Source organism: Photobacterium profundum (genome assembly GCF_003026285.1).
GTDB lineage: Bacteria > Pseudomonadota > Gammaproteobacteria > Enterobacterales > Vibrionaceae > Photobacterium > Photobacterium profundum.
The window spans coordinates 111,719-128,910 of the sequence record NZ_PYOD01000002.1 but is presented as its reverse complement, the minus strand read 5'-3'; the positions used below and the strand labels follow the sequence as shown (position 1 = coordinate 128,910).

The 17,192-nt window shown below is 38.7% G+C and carries 14 protein-coding genes; 6 read left to right on the top strand and 8 right to left on the bottom strand.

All coding sequences use genetic code 11. The annotated features are described in order from the left end of the window. Positions 1-10 precede the first annotated feature (10 nt). The 4 genes from C9J48_RS05410 to C9J48_RS05390 form a co-directional block, all read right to left on the bottom strand. On the bottom strand, positions 11-550 hold the full coding sequence (locus C9J48_RS05410; protein ID WP_006229266.1) for a GNAT family N-acetyltransferase: 540 nt from the start codon (positions 548-550) through the stop codon (positions 11-13). Between the two features lie 301 nt (positions 551-851). Next, on the bottom strand, positions 852-1,295 hold the full coding sequence (locus C9J48_RS05405; protein ID WP_006229267.1) for an SRPBCC family protein: 444 nt from the start codon (positions 1,293-1,295) through the stop codon (positions 852-854). A 973-nt stretch (positions 1,296-2,268) separates the two neighbouring features. After that, positions 2,269-2,847 carry a hypothetical protein gene (locus C9J48_RS05400; RefSeq protein ID WP_006229268.1) on the bottom strand — a complete coding sequence of 193 codons (579 nt, stop codon included), beginning with the start codon at positions 2,845-2,847 and terminating at the stop codon, positions 2,269-2,271. 404 nt (positions 2,848-3,251) lie between these two features. Further along, the gene (locus tag C9J48_RS05390) at positions 3,252-4,010 is read right to left on the bottom strand and encodes a substrate-binding periplasmic protein (RefSeq protein ID WP_006229269.1); all 759 of its coding nucleotides are present in this window, start codon (positions 4,008-4,010) and stop codon (positions 3,252-3,254) included. Between the two features lie 79 nt (positions 4,011-4,089). Here C9J48_RS05390 and C9J48_RS05385 point away from each other — a divergent pair, with 79 nt between their 5' ends. Beyond that, the gene (locus tag C9J48_RS05385) at positions 4,090-6,642 is read left to right on the top strand and encodes a response regulator (RefSeq protein WP_006229270.1); all 2,553 of its coding nucleotides are present in this window, start codon (positions 4,090-4,092) and stop codon (positions 6,640-6,642) included. Positions 6,643-6,708: 66 nt separating this feature from the next. Here the strand turns inward: C9J48_RS05385 and C9J48_RS05380 are convergent, their stop codons facing one another. Further along, positions 6,709-7,014, bottom strand: coding sequence for a hypothetical protein (locus C9J48_RS05380; protein ID WP_006229271.1), 306 nt, complete (start codon positions 7,012-7,014; stop codon positions 6,709-6,711). A gap of 194 nt (positions 7,015-7,208) precedes the next feature. Between C9J48_RS05380 and C9J48_RS05375 the strand changes: the two genes are divergently transcribed. Continuing rightward, positions 7,209-7,460, top strand: coding sequence for a GlsB/YeaQ/YmgE family stress response membrane protein (locus C9J48_RS05375; protein WP_006229272.1), 252 nt, complete (start codon positions 7,209-7,211; stop codon positions 7,458-7,460). 102 nt (positions 7,461-7,562) lie between these two features. On the opposite strand, the gene C9J48_RS05370 is transcribed toward C9J48_RS05375, so the two are convergent. Then, complete coding sequence (locus C9J48_RS05370; protein ID WP_006229273.1) at positions 7,563-9,044, bottom strand: FMN-binding glutamate synthase family protein; 1,482 nt, start codon at positions 9,042-9,044, stop codon at positions 7,563-7,565. A gap of 591 nt (positions 9,045-9,635) precedes the next feature. On the opposite strand from C9J48_RS05370, the gene C9J48_RS05365 reads away from it, so the two are divergent. From C9J48_RS05365 to C9J48_RS05350, 4 genes are all read left to right on the top strand, one after another. Next, positions 9,636-11,987 carry a glycosyl hydrolase family 18 protein gene (locus C9J48_RS05365; protein WP_006229274.1) on the top strand — a complete coding sequence of 784 codons (2,352 nt, stop codon included), beginning with the start codon at positions 9,636-9,638 and terminating at the stop codon, positions 11,985-11,987. A 391-nt stretch (positions 11,988-12,378) separates the two neighbouring features. After that, positions 12,379-13,215 (top strand): metal ABC transporter ATP-binding protein, encoded by an 837-nt coding sequence (locus C9J48_RS05360; protein ID WP_006229275.1) that lies wholly within the window; start codon positions 12,379-12,381, stop codon positions 13,213-13,215. After that, positions 13,212-14,078, top strand: coding sequence for a metal ABC transporter permease (locus C9J48_RS05355; protein ID WP_006229276.1), 867 nt, complete (start codon positions 13,212-13,214; stop codon positions 14,076-14,078). The genes C9J48_RS05360 and C9J48_RS05355 overlap by 4 nt, the downstream gene beginning before the upstream one ends. A 16-nt stretch (positions 14,079-14,094) precedes the next feature. Further along, positions 14,095-15,087, top strand: coding sequence for a metal ABC transporter substrate-binding protein (locus C9J48_RS05350; protein ID WP_006229277.1), 993 nt, complete (start codon positions 14,095-14,097; stop codon positions 15,085-15,087). Between the two features lie 145 nt (positions 15,088-15,232). Here the strand turns inward: C9J48_RS05350 and C9J48_RS05345 are convergent, their stop codons facing one another. Both C9J48_RS05345 and C9J48_RS05340 read right to left on the bottom strand, forming a co-directional pair. Then, a complete protein-coding gene (locus C9J48_RS05345) occupies positions 15,233-16,360 on the bottom strand; it encodes a nickel/cobalt transporter (protein WP_006229278.1) in 1,128 nt (375 codons plus the stop codon). Between the two features lie 4 nt (positions 16,361-16,364). Further along, complete coding sequence (locus tag C9J48_RS05340) at positions 16,365-17,000, bottom strand: DUF1007 family protein (protein WP_036802940.1); 636 nt, start codon at positions 16,998-17,000, stop codon at positions 16,365-16,367. Between the last annotated feature and the right edge of the window lie 192 nt (positions 17,001-17,192).

The window sequence follows — 17,192 nt, the reverse complement described above, 5'->3', positions numbered from 1 at the left end:
CGTTCGTACATTACGCTTCTACGAGCACGCCTAACTCATAGTATTCGACATTTTCAGTAATCATATTGACTCGGGCAGCATCGTTTTTGGTCGTTATATGGCGCATGCCTATTTTTTGCATGACTTTACCTGGGGCTGAATCACGACTGAGGTGGCGCGCATAAAGCAGCTGAAGGTTTAGCCGTTTAAAGCCAAACTCGGCAATACGTGCAGATGCTTCAGTACAATACCCTTTGCCCCAATAGGGTACTCCAATCCAAAAACCTAATTGTGCAGTTTCACCTTCTATATTGTGTAGGCCTATGCAACCAACGAGTTGGTTGTTAGATTTAAGCGTGATCGCAAAAATTGCAGATTTTTTGCTTTGCCACCCGGCAATATTTTTACCAATCCATTGTCCTGCAACACCATCATCATAGGGGTGTGGAACGTTGATCGTACCATTCGCTATACTGGGGTCGCCTGCTAATTGTTGAATTTTTGGTGCGTCTGATAGCTCTAAAGGGCGTAAAACCAATCTTTCAGTTGTAAGTAGAGGCTGTTGTCTCATTTATCACTATCCTGAGTAATTGTAATCTGCTGTATTTATTAGACCTGCTTCATATCTGAAGTGATATCGAGTAGATCAATATTCTGTTCGATATTTATTCACTAACAACTCTTTTTCAGCATCAGATAACATAGGAATATAATAGACATGCTTATATTTCAATATGATGTATTGATAAGAGTTTGAAGGGGTCTAACGTTAAGTAATGAATACTCAATGAACAGAGCAGGAAGAAAAAGCAAGTTAGAGGTTGATCAAACTTGCTGATTACGAGGGTATGTTGAAGAGCAATTGACCTTAGTTAACGCTTCCATTCGGATTCACTCTGTTGAGCAATTGTCGACAATGCTTTTCGTACATCTTTTTCAATCAGGTACTTAATAAGCCAGCCAGTGCCGCTGATCTTAGGGGAGAACTTTATACGATAATGGATAAGACTTTGAGTTGCGTTGATGCTTTGAAAACGAATCCAACTACCGTGTTCTTTAATTGGACCTCCGTTTATGATTTTGCAATGGAGGTGCTCATTTTCTTTGTAATCGATTATCTGTTCTTGGAACCTAAAAGGGCCTGTAGTCACTTCTCTGACAGCACCAATTCCGTTGGTATCTGGCTTTCCTTGTCTAACTAAAGAAAAATCAGCATAAAAAAAACGACCTAATTTTTCATGATCAGAGAGTAGGTGAAATAGAATTTTTTTCGGCACATTAGCGGTTTGCTCTAATGTGATGGTGTGAATTCCCATTTTCCTGACCTCTCAGCAAAACACAATAATATGTTAACAAAATGTGAAACCATGTCAAGTTTTAGTGCTTTCTCTCATATGGTTAATTTTTGATTATTAATCATTGGCTTACTTGTTTTGCAGATAGTGTAATTGTTTGATCTGAATGTCACTTTGAATGAAATATTTTATAAAATCTCAAACAAGATATTCATTGGTAAGTAAGGGTTTATGCACAAAAGTAAACTTAATGTTACGGTGTTAGTACACTCAATTGTGATCTTTATCTCAAAATATATTCAATAGATGCTTGTAAAAAACTAAAAATCCTCTTATATTGGTTTTGAAGATATAAATCGTATGGTGAAAAAGATAGAAAACTTGGTTAACCTTACTCCATTCAAATAAGGTAACTTCTGAACATAACTCCCACGAAAATATCTCATTGTTCTTTATATTCCTAGGCACATTAAAAATAAACTACACTTTGTTAGTTTTATTTATGCCGATTAGATAGGAATTCAGAGAACGTTTTACTTTTATCTGGTATGTAATGTGTTCGTCATAATTCGCTGGGTATAGTAGAACAAATAGAGAGTGAGAACGGTATTAAATTAATAAGTAATATCAAGCTTACTCATTGTTAATAATGAGAGGTATATTATGAAAACTCAAAATCGTCGTAAGTGGTTTTACTACAAAAACCAAACGACTAAAACACAGATTAAATAAATAAAACAAGCGCTTGAGCGTTAGATTTGGCTTGCTGCCAATCAGCTGAAAGTTGTGCCCCGATAGCTTTCAGTACCCGAGTAGCCAGAGGCAATAAGATTAAGTAATCATGTTTCTGGCTAACTAAAACCTTCCAATCTATTATTTTAAATCTAGTTAAATGCCTTATTTAAATATAATTAGTCGTGATATTACCCTTTTAAATAAAAGCAATCGTTTGCTATTGTTTTTGATGATTTATTATTTATAAGACTGAAAATGATTATTGGTAGATATTACCGCGAATAGTTGCTTTTTCTGGAATGGATTGCACGGGTGCCCCTCCTAAATAAACATTACCTTCTACAACGAGGAAAGTGGAAAGTTCTTTTATTGCTGTATTTGCAAGGTATAAATTGCCACCAACATACAAATAGGGAGGGAGAGTGGTCAGTTGGGTTCCCATTAAGCTTAAATCACTTTTTACCTGTAACCCGTTTGTGAGGTTAGTAATTTTCGAATGAGCAAGATTTATATGTCCACCCACATTCAAAAGCCTTGGTAGTTCGGTAACGTCGCTATAAGCTAAATTTAGACTACCTGTAACCGTCAACTTTTTTGGCAAACGTTGAATACGACTATTTTCTAAATCAAGATTGCCAGTTACAAGCATTGGATCTGGCAGAGTAAGGTTTTTTGCATTTCTTAAAGATACATTCCCATAAGAGTCGGTGTAGTTGAGTAACTTTAATTCTGAGATATACTGATTAGCATAAGCGACATGTGTTGTTTGAAGGAATAGTAATAAAAATAGTGCTTTATACTTTATTTTCAATGGATTATATGAAAAAAAATTCGTCATTATTTCTTTGTTCCCTTCCGAAACAGCGTTCTGACCATTACTTTATTCGAGATGCTGAACCATCATGCCTTACTTAAGTAATATACCCAAGTTACCTCAAGATGCTCGTTTCAGCGAGAATTTGTTGGGCTCTAGGCAAGGCACTTATTTATAGACCTAGTCGTTCTACGTTGAAAATAAGTAACACCGCATTGAGCCCAACAAAACTCGCCCTTCGGAGTGATTCAGCGTATCTACTTCTGTGTCAAATGTTTTTGAAAGGGAATGCCATTCCTACACACATTTTCCTTGAATTAAATACGCTGAGATCACTCTGAATCCTGCATCTTGAGGTAGCTTGGGTATAGTGTCAATTAAAAAACCTCAGCTATTTTACTGAGGTTTGGGAGGTTTTGTCTTAGTCGCTAGATATAGTTATGAATTATATCGTCGAGTTTACCTGTGCTTTTTAATGTTTTAAGGCGTTCATTGATAAAGGCTTGTGTATCTGCATCCATTTTTGGATCAAAAGCAAGATAAATTGGATAGTCTGGAATTACACTGCTGAAGGATTGAATTCGATAGGCGTCGGTGTCCAGATTTTGTTGGCTGAGGTTGTATTTAATACGTGATTGCATTTCAACAAAAGCCGTCTCTCCGGGTAGTTTTTTAATGACACGAAATGCTGCTTTGTAGTCTTTAACTCTCAATTCCTCGACGTTGCCATTGTCAAAGTAAGGAACAAGTTGGGGGTAATTAAAACCATGGAGAAGAACGATAACTTTTTCATCCATATCTTTCATCGAGTTGAAGTCAAATGTGTTATTCATACTTGTAACGAGTGAATGCTTAACATTATAAATAGGCATCTCCGATAGGTTTTCGGCTTGAACGCCTCCCCAATTAGGACTGCCATAGGTTATCCAATTCGCTTCGCCACCTTGTTCTAATAAAGATATCATTCGGTTAAAAGGGTAAACATGGTAATCGATATCGTATTTACTGCCGTTAAATACCGCTTTTACAATATCTGTCACTATTCCTTTGTGTGTTTTATCTGGTGATTCAATTTGGAACGGAGTGGCTTGTTTAGCGATAACATAATAATTAATTGTTTCAGATGACGCTTGAAAACTGGCACAACTTAACATTATTGCGGTTGATATAGAAAAAAATCCTTTCATTTTACATCCTTATCTTAACTATCCCTGTGAAGTGACTATTATTATGGTAGTAGAATAACAATAAGATGCGAGTTTAAGGATGAATGAGACGTATCGCAATACGCACAAAAAGAAAAAAATCGGATTAGCAAAGCAGCTTCTTCTTTTTATCTTACTTATGAGTACAGTGTTTACCTTAATTATTACAGGGCTGAATTTATACCGTGATTATAAGGAAGACTTAGCGAGTATCGATGAACGAATGGTACAAATTGAAGGTAGCTTTCTATCAAGCCTTACCGCGAGTTTGTGGGTGGAAGATCGTGAATTATTACTGACCCAGGCTGAAGGTATAATGCATTTGCCTAGCATTCATTATCTATCGATTACAGATTCTGACGGTACCGTTATTCAGTTAGGCAGTGAATTACAAAAATATAAACACGAAAAAATGTGGGAGATGCAACATACTGTTGGCAAAAGGCAGTACACGTTAGCTACGCTTACGGTTCAATCTGATCTGTATACTGTTTATCAAGGATTGTTTGATAAGTTTATTTTTCTATTGATTTCTCAAACAATAAAAATCTTCTTGTTCGCTATTTTCATCTTGTATTTTGCTTATCGTATCGTTGTACGCCCACTTACGTTGATGTCTTTGGCTGTCAGTAATTTTGATAATGATAAAGTGCCCCAGCGTATTAATTTAGAAGGCAGGCGTTTTGATGATGAAATATCGACGCTAACTGAAACATATAATAGTTCTGTTAACCGAATCAGAAATCATTACGAAGAACTTGAATTAGCAAGAGAGGAAGCTGAAGAAGCTAACCGTAAAAAAAGTGAGTTCTTGGCAAACATGAGCCACGAAATTAGAACACCAATGAATGGAATCATTGGCTTATCATCTTTATTGCAAGAGATGGATATGCCAAAAGACCAAAAAGAATATATTAACATGTTGAATATATCGTCTCTTTCATTACTTGATTTGATCAATGATATTCTCGATTTCTCTAAAATTGAAGCTGGGCGTTTAGAATTAGAACATACATCGCTGAACTTGTTTGAATTGAATAAAGAAGTGGAATCTATTTTCTTGGTAAAAGCGTCAGAAAAGAGTATCGCCTTCCAATGCTCTATTGATAAACGCATACCACCAATGTTGCTTGGTGATGCGACTCAACTACGACAAGTGCTGAATAATTTAGTGAGTAATGCCATTAAATTTACTCATACGGGTTATGTTCATCTTCATACTCAATTAGAAACTGAAACTGATACTGAAACAACAATACGATTTGAAGTAATAGACAGTGGTATTGGTGTTTCAGTTGATATGCATGACGCTGTATTTGATAAGTTTCAACAAGCTGATGGCAGTACTACGCGTAAATACGGTGGTACAGGGCTGGGTTTATCGATTTGTCGTCAAATAGTTCATTTGATGGGAGGAGAGATAAAGATAAACAGTGAAGTAGGCAAGGGTAGTACCTTTTACTTTACAATAACGTTTGAAAAAAATGTATTAGTGTCGGCGTCATTGGAAGACAGTAAAGCATTATCGGAGATATCCGTTTTACTGGTCGATGATAGTATGCTGAATATGCGGATCACTTCTGCTCAGTTAAACAATTTCGGCGCTAAAACGATATGTTGTGACGATGCAACACAAGCAATCGATATTGTTAAGCAAGCTATTGTGAATAAAAGCCCGTTTGATTTAGTAATCATTGATAAAATCATGCCACACCTTGATGGTTTTGAACTGGCGCAATTACTGACTAAAGAACTGGGTCTGGATTGTCCTCGCCTGATGATGATTTCTGCTGGCCCTCAGATGGGCGATGATCTGAAGGCGAAACAAGTCGGTATTTTAGCGTGCTTATCGAGACCGTATAAAGAAAGTAATCTAAAGTGGACGGTTAAGCGCGTTATTAAAATGACTTCAGGTGAAGTCATTGCGAATCCTCTACATTGTAAACGGAGTCTAAACGGTACAGAGGTACCTCAGGCGTTAAGCAATGTAATATCACCAGTCATGTCACCTGAAATGACAACTCCTGAAAATTTTTTACAATCAGTACATCATGCTAACATGCCTCAAGCGAGTGAGATCAATTTCTTACCGAAGTCGAATGCCGAGGTCAAAAAAGCCAGCTTACCTGAAGAGTCTGGTGTAATAACAAATGATTCAGCTACTGTTTTAACCCGTGAATTGGAACCTGAAACTTCAACACCAAGAGCGAAAGTTTTGGTGGTTGAAGATACTGTTGTGAACCAAAAAGTGGCAAAAATGATGCTTGAAAAATTGGGTGTTGAAGTCATGATTGCAAGTAACGGTCAAATTGGTGTCGATATGTATCAAGAACATGATTTTGATATCATATTTATGGATTGTCAGATGCCAGTTTTGGATGGTTTTGAGGCGACAAAAGCAATACGAAATCTGGAACAAAATACATCGCACATTCCTATTATTGCTTTAACGGCAAATGTTGTTAAAGAAGAAAAGGATAAATGCTATGAAGCAGGAATGGATGACTTTGTGTCTAAACCGGTAAGCAAAAAAGTATTATCAGCGGTGATGGAGAAGCATTTGGCTATCGCTCTTTTAGCGAAAAAGGACATCACAATCAAAAATAATATTTAGCTAAGTAAAGATCGTAGTTATAGCCATAAAGACGAGGTTAATGTTACCTCGTCTTTTTTCTGAAAATTAAACGACTCTTTGATTCGGTTGTATTGTATTTTCATGCTTATACAAATTTACGATGATCGTTAGTGTATTTGCTTGGGTATCTTCAGATATATCTTTAATTGAATAGTAATCGGTGGTTTTATGCGCAAGATATCTATCGACTAAGCTGGTTAGGCTATCGTTAATATCACCTGTTATTTGGATGGTTTCAATTAACGCTAATTGCACATATTGAGCTTCTGATTGAGGTATCAAATCTGGCGAGGCTAACGTGGGTAACGACGCGGTTATAAGTGTAAGCAATAGAGTTGCGCGCTTGATCATTTGGGGTCTCTGGAACGTGTGTGGTCATAAATTATAACGACTCCGATTTGAGTCAACTTAAGTCTGGCATGCTGGTGTTTTAATTTGTCAGCGTTAAGTCAAATTCAAATAAGATAGCGATGTTTGCCTATACTGATCATGAGTAATTGAGCCTCACGGGCTTATTAACATATTTATTTAGGTGGAATAATAATATGGGATTTATTTCTTGGATAATTTTGGGGCTAATAGCGGGAGCTTTGGCTAAATGGTTGATGCCTGGTGATGACGATGGTGGTTGGATAATGACCATTGCTCTGGGTATTGCAGGGGCATTTGTGGGTGGCTGGTTAGGTTCATTTATTGGGTTAGGTTCTGCTGATGGTGTGAATTTCGGCAGTATTATAACGGCGACGCTTGGGGCATTTGTTTTACTGTTTGTTTATAACAAGTTTATTCGTAAGTAAGCACTTAGAAATTCAAATAACCAACGTTAATTAACTATATTATATAATATATTAACGGGCACTTAGTAAGCGCCCGTTTGTATTTTGGTATTTTGTAAATGGTTAATGATGGTTTTCATAGAGTTTATCTAGAGCAACAGATAAGCCATTTTCAGTAACAATACGAATATGGTTTTTATTGATGTCTCGCGCGTTAGTAACACCACAAGAGTGAGCTAAAAGCCCTATACCGTAATGAATATATTTATTATAGTTTGCGACTCTTTGGGTTTTATCTTGAACATTAAGACCTTGTTGTAAGCGTTTATTATGCGTTGTAATACCCGTTGGACATGTATCTTTATTGCATTGAAGTGCTTGAATACAGCCTAACGCAAACATATGTCCACGAGCTGAAACAACAAAGTCAGCCCCCAATGCGATTGCCCAAGCCACTTTTGAAGGGGTGATCAATTTGCCTGAAGCAATTACTTTGATTTGTTCTTTTAAGTTATGTTTTTTTAAGCGCTCAATTATAAGTGGTAAGCTTTCTTTTAAGGGGAGTCCAACATAATCCATTAAAGGTTGTGGCGCTGCACCTGTGCCACCATCGGCGCTGTCTATTGTAATAAAATCAGGCGCGCTATCTTTACCGCGTTGTTCTATTTCATTTAATAGATCATCAAACCAAGCAATCGAGCCGATAACGGCTTTAAAGCCAACAGGCTTTCCCGTTGTTTGTCGAATGAATGCGATCATGTCGAGTAGATCACCCGCACTCCTAATTTCTTTATGTCCATTAGGGCTTATCGAGTCATGCCCTTCTGGTATTCCTCTTATGTTTGCTATTTCGGCTGTCACTTTTCTACCTGGTAAAATTCCGCCTTTTCCTGGTTTCGCACCTTGACTCATTTTGATTTCAAACATCTTTACTTCAGGGTGGGCTGCGATGTTTTTTAACTTTTCTTCGCTTAAATTTCCGTTCTCATCCCGTACGCCATATTTCGCGGTACCTATTTGAAAGACAATATCAGCTTTACCTTCTAGATGGTAAGGACTTAAACCGCCTTCACCTGTATTCATCCAACAACCAGCAAGATGTGCCCCGTGTGATAAGGCTTGTACGGCAGGTTTTGATATTGCACCGAAACTCATTCCAGAAATATTAAAGATGGAGCTCGTTGTATAAGGGAATTGGCAGTTTTCCCCGATTGTAATAGGCGAGGGGGTGGCAGCATCTTCTTCTAAAGTAGGAAATGCACAATTCATGAACATGATTGTACCTGCAATATCTAGATTACGTGTTGAGCCAAAAGCAATTGTTCTATCGACGTTTTTGGCTGCTTTATAAACCCAGCTTCGTTCTGCTCGGTTAAAGGGCATTTCTTCTCTGTCCATTGCAAAGAAATATTGACGAAAGAATTCGCCTTGTTTTTCTAAAATATAGCGAAAGCGACCTACCACAGGGTAGTTATGGCGAATGGCATGTTTGTTTTGTTTAATATCAGAAAAATAGAAGTAAATAATTATTAAAGCACCGCTTCCAAGAGTTAGTACAAATAAACCAGATAAAAGGTTTATGCCAAATAGAATAAAATCGCTCATATATTACTCCGTAATATTCCTTCACATGTATAAAACCATGCCCATGGGTAGCTATCTAATAACGTTAGTAGATAGGAAGAAGCCCGACAGAAAATATTTGAAGGTATAAATATTCATTTTTATTAACAATAGCCAATAACGTAAATGTGTGGTTGGTTGAAAGGGGATAACTATCTGTTTTTGTATTCATTAGGTATGTTGGTACTTATTTTTCACATGAAATATTCTTTTCGGGTATAGTTTTTCGGTGGTTTAAAATCAATCATAAATGGAATGAATACGTAGTTAAGTGAAAGTTGTTGCGACTTTGTTACATTTATTTCTCATGTGGTATCTAAAAATGACAACATTTATTCGCGATAGAAAAAAACATAGCTAACACTTAAAGGACGTTAATTGTACAGCTGGTGTTTTTGTTAACTAACTGTCAATTAAGGGAGTATTTAAGTGCCTAAACAAAACAATTAGAAATGCAGTTGTGTTTTGAAGGTAAGAACGCTCTTTTTTACGTAAAAACCTGAAGATATATGCATGAAAAAGAAGGCAACTCGAATTTATATTATTTTTTGACCATAACGTGGAGAGATAACAATGCAAAAGGGATTGAACCTGAGCAAAATGGCTGGTGCCATTACAGGTATGTTGATGGCAGGAATGGCCTCTACCGCTTACGCAGCGCCAACACACGATAAAAATGTAATTGGCTATATTACACAGTGGGAGGCATGGAAAGGGCCAAGTGCTGGGTTTAGTGTAAAAGGTGAAGCAACGCATTTAAATGTAGATATGGATATCTACTCTATTCTTAATTTTTCGTTCTTTGGTGTTGCAAAAGACGGCTCATTACACAGTGGTGATTTACGTAATAAAAGTATTTACCAGCCGAATGCCGTACAAGAACCTGGACCATTATTACACCCTGATGTGTATTCTAGTTGGGATTTTGACATTCTTTGGGGGGAGCTCGAGTATGTTCATCAGTATCCTGGTAATGAAGCATGGGAGGCTGACAGTCTACGTAAAGTACAAGAACAAGGGTTTGTAAAAAGTGGAAGTGGTTGGTTACATGAGCCGACAGGTGTTCAAGGCCAATTCCCTATTCCATTAAAGAAAGCGGGTGGGGCACCTGGCTTGATCGATCTTGCCCATCAAAAAGGTGTGAAGGTAATGGCATCTTTGGGGGGGTGGAGTATGTCGAAACACTTTCCTGAAATGGCGGCCGATCCGGTAAAGAAAGCACGTTTTCTTGCTGATATAGATAAAGTGATGTCATTGGGTTTTGATGGTATTGATATCGACTGGGAATATCCGGGTTTTGGCGGAATGAATTTTGCGGGTAACCCTGAAGATTACGCTAACTTTGAACAGCTAATGGAAGATATTCGTGAACGGATTGGCCCCAATAAACTGTTAACCGCGGCATTTTCTGCATCGACAGCAAAGTTAGAAGGGTACGACTGGAACCGTCTTGTTGCGTCGATGGATTCTTTCAACATGATGACCTACGACTTAAATGGTGGTTGGTCGAACGTTGCGGGCCACAATGCTCCATTGTATCCGTACCCTGAAGAGGAATACCAAGGGCTAAACCTTGATACATTGCGAACATGGATGGCACAAAAAGGTATCCCATCGAACAAAATTAACTTCGGTGCTGCCTTTTATGGGCGTGGCGTTCAAACATCTGAAGCCACAGCGTATGTTGGGGCCCCTACTGAAAAACGTACCGTTAACTTTGGTGTTGATGGGCCAACATTATCTTCCGCTGATTTAGATAACTGGAAAGAATTCGAAGGCCAGCCAAATTATAATTTCATTCTACAAACCGGTGGTTGGGAGCATAAATGGGATGCAGCTGCAGAAGTACCTTATGCTGTGAAAGGTAAATATTTCTTAAGTTATGACGATGTGCCTTCTATCGAGAAAAAAGCCCAATACATTGTTGATAATGATCTTGGTGGCGTAATAGTGTGGCAAGTTCATGGTGATATTAAATGTGAAGGCACATTTATTAGCCATGGTACAAAGCTGAAAGAATGTACTAAATTAAGCTCGCCTTTGGCTGAAGCCATTGACCGTGTGTTTAGTGCTGGCACTGTTCCTAACGCAGCACCAGTATTAAGCGTGCCAACAGCACAGGTCGTTGATTCTGGTCAAACGGTAAGTTTCTCTGTTTCTGCGACAGATACCGATGGTGATGCATTGTCTTTCACCGCCACGAATGCCACCGTTGTCGATAATGGTAATGGTTCTGCGACGGTAACTTATCAAGCCGTTAATACCGCCACAGATACTCAGGTGATAGTTACAGTATCGGTCAGTGATGGTAGAAAGAGCGTGATAAAAGATGTTGTGGTTAATGTTAAAGGTTCAGGCGTCGTTGAAAATGCGCCGCCAGTACTCATTACGCCTGCTTCTGTAACTGTTGACAGTGGTAAAACTGTTGTGATTTCAGTTTCAGCACAAGATGCAGACGGTGATACATTGGTCTATTCTTCATCTGTTGGTACGGTTGCAGTAACCGCGACAGGTGCTGATATCACTGTTACAGCGCCTACAACACAAGTTGATACCACAATTGACGTGTTGGTTACCGTTAATGATGGTCAAGCATCTGATGTGGCGACTGTTATTGTAAATGTAAAAGCTGAATCAGGCACGGGTGGGGATACAACGTGGAATGCTGACGCAATATACAATACAGGTGATACTGTTCTGTTCGGTGGTGTGAAGTACACCGCACAGTGGTGGACGAAAGGCGAGCAACCAGGTTCAAGTTCTGTTTGGGTTGAATTTAACGATGGTACGACTGGTGAGTGGAAAGCAGATAAAGCCTACACGGCAGGAGATCAAGCAAGCTTCAATGGTGTGACTTATAAAGCGAAGTGGTGGACAAAAGGTGATCAACCTGGCAGCGCTGGTGGCCCTTGGGACCAAGTTTAATACAGTTTCCGCTAACTTGAGTAAATTATAATTATAGCTAGCCTTATCAATGTGTTAATCATATTGGTAGGGCTTTTTTGTAGATCATTGTACCACCTACATTGTTTCAACTTTGAAAGTGGGTGATTAATATCTTTCCTAATATCCTTTTGCATAAGGCTAGTGTTATGTTATAACATAACTAAATCGTAATTATGCATTTGGCTTAAGTTATAACTACTCATGAAACATGAATTCCAATCCTCTTTATTTTCTTCAATTAAATGCCATGAGTGTAATGATATAACATTACATTCATATAAAGGTAATAAAGAAATATTTAATGCTCTTTCGAGTAAACCTTCAGCGTCATTATTGCTTAGAAGTGTGAATTTTCGCTTAGGTGTTGCTGTTGCGATTATCTGCTGTCTTTGGTCTGTTCTTAGTCAATTATTGTAGTGGTGATCTTATGATTAATATTACTAATTTGAGTGTTCACTACCGAGAGTCACTCGCTTTAGATGAGGTTTCTGCATTCATTGAAGAAGGGGAATTGATAGCTGTCGTTGGTCCGAATGGAGCAGGCAAGTCCACACTCCTCAAAAGTATTATGCAGCAACTAAAGCCAAGTTCGGGCTGTATCGATCTTGGTCATCGATGCTTGAAGGATATTGCTTATTTACCACAAAGTCATCAAATAGACCGTCAATTTCCAATAACGGTACGTGAATTTGTTTCGGCAGGATCATGGCAACGAATTAGTTTTTGGCGGGCTTTTGGTCGAACTGAGCAACGTTTGCTCCAAGAAGCATTGCATAAAGTAAACCTTATTGGTGTTGACGACCGACAAATAAGTACATTATCGGGCGGGCAGTTTCAACGTATGTTATTTGCGCGAATGTTAATGCAGGATGCCGATGTTTTGTTATTGGATGAGCCTTTTAATGCGATTGATGCGCAAACAACGGAAGATTTAATGACCGTCATTCATGACTGTCAACGTAAAGGCAAAACCATTCTCGCAGTTATTCATGATTTAGCATTAGTGAGACGATTTTTTCCTAACGTAATGCTAATTGCAACACAATTGATTGCCAGTGGAACAACAGAAACAGTAATGACAGGTGAAAATTTAGCGAAGGCTGGTTATCAATACTTGTCATCTGAAATGTCGCCACTTAACACAGAGTATTCGGTCAATTCTCTATCACAGACAGAACTGCCATTTTATGGTCGAAATATCTCATGATTACAGATTTATATACATTGTTTATTCAACCCTTCGCTGAATTTTCGTTTATGCAACGCGCATTGTGGGGATGTATCGTATTAAGTGCTAGTGCAACGCCTGTCGGTGTTTTTCTTACCTTAAGAAAGATGAGCCTAACGGGCGATGCGATGTCACATGCAATATTACCTGGTGCTGCGATTGGCTTTTTAATCTCTGGCGTTTCTGTTACAGCCATGACCATCGGTGGCGTTATCGCGGGTTGCATTGTCGCAATATTAGCTGGGGTAGTTGCACGCCACTCGAATGCGGAAGAAGACTCTAGTTTGGCGGCTTTTTACTTATTGTCGCTCGCGTCTGGCGTCCTCATTATTTCAGCAAAAGGCAGTAATATTGATTTACTTCACGTGTTATTTGGTTCGACATTAGCGTTGAATAACGACGCACTTATTTTATTAACGTCTATTGCTACCATTTCTTTGCTCACGCTGGCGGTATTGTATCGTCCGTTGGTAATGGAGTGCGTTGATCCTGCTTTTTTTAAGACCGTCAGTAAGCTAAGTGCTGTCGCTCACTATGGCTTTTTATTACTAGTTGTACTGAATTTAGTCGCAGGTTTTCATGCTCTAGGCACGCTAATGGCTGTGGGGTTAATGATTCTTCCAGCCGCTGTCGCCCGTTTTTGGACTGCAAAGCTAGGAGGAATGCTGCTAATTGCTTTTGTTACCTCCGTTATAAGCGGCTATCTCGGTCTTTTTCTTTCATTTCACGTCAGCCTCGCAACAAGTCCTGCAATCGTACTTGTTATGGGGTGTATCTACATTGTGTCGTTACTTTTTGGTCGACACGGTGGCTTACTTTTTAAAAACAGTTCTGCGTATTAACGGAAAGGAATACAAAATGTCAAAATCTCCTCTCATGCTTTCATTTATAGCTTTGGGTTTAGGTATGAGCTCGACGGCTATGGCTGAAGAAAAAGTGCCTGTTGTTGCTAGTTTTTCAATTTTGGGGGATTTGGTTTCTCAAGTGGGTGGCGAGCATATTTCATTAACAACATTAGTGAAAGCAAATGGTGATGCACATGTATATAGCCCAAGCCCTATGGACGCAAAAGCGGTTACTCATGCAAAGTTGTTAGTGGTGAATGGATTAGAATTTGAAGGTTGGATGCCACGATTGGTTGAGTCTTCCAATTTTATCGGTGAAAAAGTGGTTGCGTCTGATAGAATTGATGCAATGAAAGGTGATCATAATAATGACGAACATGATACTCATGATAGCGATCATGTTGAACACGAACACCATGCTGAGCACGATAATGGCCATCATGAAGAGCATGCTGAACATGATCACCATCATCATGGTGAGTTTGATCCCCATGCGTGGAATAGCATTGCGAATGTGAAAATATATGTGAGAAACATTGAAAAGGGGCTAAGTAAGGTCGATCCTAAAAACACCAATGATTATGAAGCGAATGCCCTCCATTACATTCAAAAGCTTGATAAACTTGAACTTCAGTTACATGCTGAAATTACTAAAATTCCTAAATCACAGCGTAACGTTATAACGCCACACGACGCTTTTGGTTACTTTTCTCGAGACTTTGATGTGACTTTCATTGCTCCACAAGGTACAAGTACTGAATCGGAAGCCAGTGCAGCTGATGTTGCTGCAATTATTACGCAAATACGCGAAGATAATGTAACTGCGGTGTTTATGGAAAATATTGCCGATAACCGAATGATTGAGCAAATTAGCCGAGAAACTGGAGCTAAAATTGGTGGTAAGCTATTTTCTGACGCGTTATCCAGCTCTGAAGGACCAGCATCTACCTATATTGAAATGATGCAATATAATGTGGATACAATTGTGAAAGCACTATCGCACTGATGCTTATGTTTAACGTTAATTGACATTCAATTCGATGAGTATTTAATTGCTAATGAGTGTTATAAAAGCCCAATATTTATTTGCTAATAATAAGCAATTGATTTTGGGCTTTTATTTAGCTGTTACATAATATGGAAGTGATAATTTAGAATACGGGCGACATGCCTACAGGCTGAGAGCTAAGCAGTACCGCGCCCATCAAAATTAATGCAACCCCGCCTGCTAGTTGAACAGTTGTTCCTGCCAAGTGAAGTGAAGTATCTGCATTCTTATTGTCTTTGGAATTACGGTCTATTTGTTGTTTATTCCCATTAAGATAACGCTTAACTAACTGTCTTCCTGTTATCGTCATGATTGCGATAATAGACGTTGTTAGCGCCGTGCCAATGGCCATTAAGAATGCACTTACAACACCTAGCCAATACATATCTACCATATTTGCAAACAGCAACACCATAATGGCACCCGTGCAAGGTCGGATGCCTATACTCAGAATAATCACCAAATACTCTTTGATTGAAGAAGCGCTATTGATGACCTCTGCGTCTGCGAAATGTTGATGGCCACAACCACAGTCACTACTGTGAAAATTATCGTCGGGGAGAGTATGCGAATTTTGAGCTGAGCGTAATATCACGTTAGGCTTGGCCGTATTTGTTGGTATGTGTTTTATGGCTGTAATGTTATTTGTGTTGAATACGAAGGCAGGTGTTTGCGGCTGTTGTGCATTCTTGAGGGATTGGTTTAACCGAAAAGATTGCCAAAGTGTACGTAAATTACGCCACACAATAACAAGCCCTAATATAACAACAGTATAAAAACTCAGAGTAACGAAGCGGTTAGCTTCACTGTTTACTTCACGCATCGATGAATTAAAGATAACAAGCAAGGTTGAGACAAGTGCAATAGCAACAACGGCCTGTAACAATGCTGATAATACCGTGAGGGTTAAACTGAGCTTAATTTTGGTGGGGTGGGTGGCTAAGTATGTGCTCACAATCAATTTCCCATGGCCAGGCCCTAAAGAATGTAACATGCCATAGATAAAGCTAAGTCCAGCTAGAGATAACCCCGCAGCTATGCTGTCGGCTTGAGCATCGTATAAGAGTTCACTGAGTTGATTATTAATGTCTTTTTGCCATTGCATGCTTGAAATCAGTAGTGAAGGCCAAGCTTGCCAGATGACATATCCAGTACCAAGAAATAAACCCGTTAAAATGAGTATTCCGTATTTTGAAAAGAAGAAAGGTTGTGCTATTTGTGTTTTCATCATCAATTTATCCTTTATTCTCTGAGCATGTAATCAAGACCGTTTGCGTGAATAATTGCCCGAGAGCATTATCAGGATCGGCATCGGCAGGTAGTGACATTGCATAAGACATTTGCTCTGAGGTTGGCTTCGGTTCAATTAACTCCAATGAACAGTGTTTAGCAAGATCGGGAGAAAGTTGAATATCTCCTTTTTTTTGCCAGCTCATATCAACGTAATAACTTGGCTCAAAAATCAGTAGCTTTAATGGATTTCCATCGAGTATTTTGGGTTTCGATAGTGGGAGAACAAAATCAAGCGTGAGCTTTGTTCTATTTTGGGTGAGTACCCCCCGTCTGGCTAAAGAATACTTGATGGGCGTTTCACCATCATAAAAGTACGTAAAGTAATGCTCAGCAATCATATTTTGCATTACAGAGGCTGCGACTTTCTGCATCGTTTTTGCTTTGTTTTCAGTCGATAAATCTTCACCATCAAGCATGTAAGCGGATGTCATTGCATCAAAAGTCCAAGACATTTTAAGTCCGGTTATTTGATTTTGGCTGCCCTCTATTTCAGTTTTTAAATCAATCCAAGAATGAGGATGAGCTTGAACTGTGAATGGAAATAGCACACAGAAGATCAGAGTAAAAAGACGAGACAATATTCCTTTTGAGTGACGATGTTGTTTGAGAAGGCTGGTTAATTGATTGATAAAAATATTCAAATTAAGGCTCTTATTGTCATTATCATATGTCTTTAACACGCCCTTAAACGCGTCTAATAGACTTGACTTAATATAATTTAAGTTATGTTATAACATCTCAACTTGTGTATCTAGCTTTGTTTTTTGGAG

Coding starts and splice junctions, on each gene's coding strand:
- C9J48_RS05410 (WP_006229266.1), bottom strand. CDS start 550: ATGAGACAACAGCCTCTACTTACAACTGAAAGATTGGTTTTACGCCCT.
- C9J48_RS05400 (WP_006229268.1), bottom strand. CDS start 2,847: ATGACGAATTTTTTTTCATATAATCCATTGAAAATAAAGTATAAAGCA.
- C9J48_RS05375 (WP_006229272.1), top strand. CDS start 7,209: ATGGGATTTATTTCTTGGATAATTTTGGGGCTAATAGCGGGAGCTTTG.
- C9J48_RS05365 (WP_006229274.1), top strand. CDS start 9,636: ATGCAAAAGGGATTGAACCTGAGCAAAATGGCTGGTGCCATTACAGGT.
- C9J48_RS05380 (WP_006229271.1), bottom strand. CDS start 7,014: ATGATCAAGCGCGCAACTCTATTGCTTACACTTATAACCGCGTCGTTA.
- C9J48_RS05345 (WP_006229278.1), bottom strand. CDS start 16,360: ATGATGAAAACACAAATAGCACAACCTTTCTTCTTTTCAAAATACGGA.
- C9J48_RS05370 (WP_006229273.1), bottom strand. CDS start 9,044: ATGAGCGATTTTATTCTATTTGGCATAAACCTTTTATCTGGTTTATTT.
- C9J48_RS05350 (WP_006229277.1), top strand. CDS start 14,095: ATGTCAAAATCTCCTCTCATGCTTTCATTTATAGCTTTGGGTTTAGGT.
- C9J48_RS05385 (WP_006229270.1), top strand. CDS start 4,090: ATGAATGAGACGTATCGCAATACGCACAAAAAGAAAAAAATCGGATTA.
- C9J48_RS05405 (WP_006229267.1), bottom strand. CDS start 1,295: ATGGGAATTCACACCATCACATTAGAGCAAACCGCTAATGTGCCGAAA.
- C9J48_RS05390 (WP_006229269.1), bottom strand. CDS start 4,010: ATGAAAGGATTTTTTTCTATATCAACCGCAATAATGTTAAGTTGTGCC.
- C9J48_RS05355 (WP_006229276.1), top strand. CDS start 13,212: ATGATTACAGATTTATATACATTGTTTATTCAACCCTTCGCTGAATTT.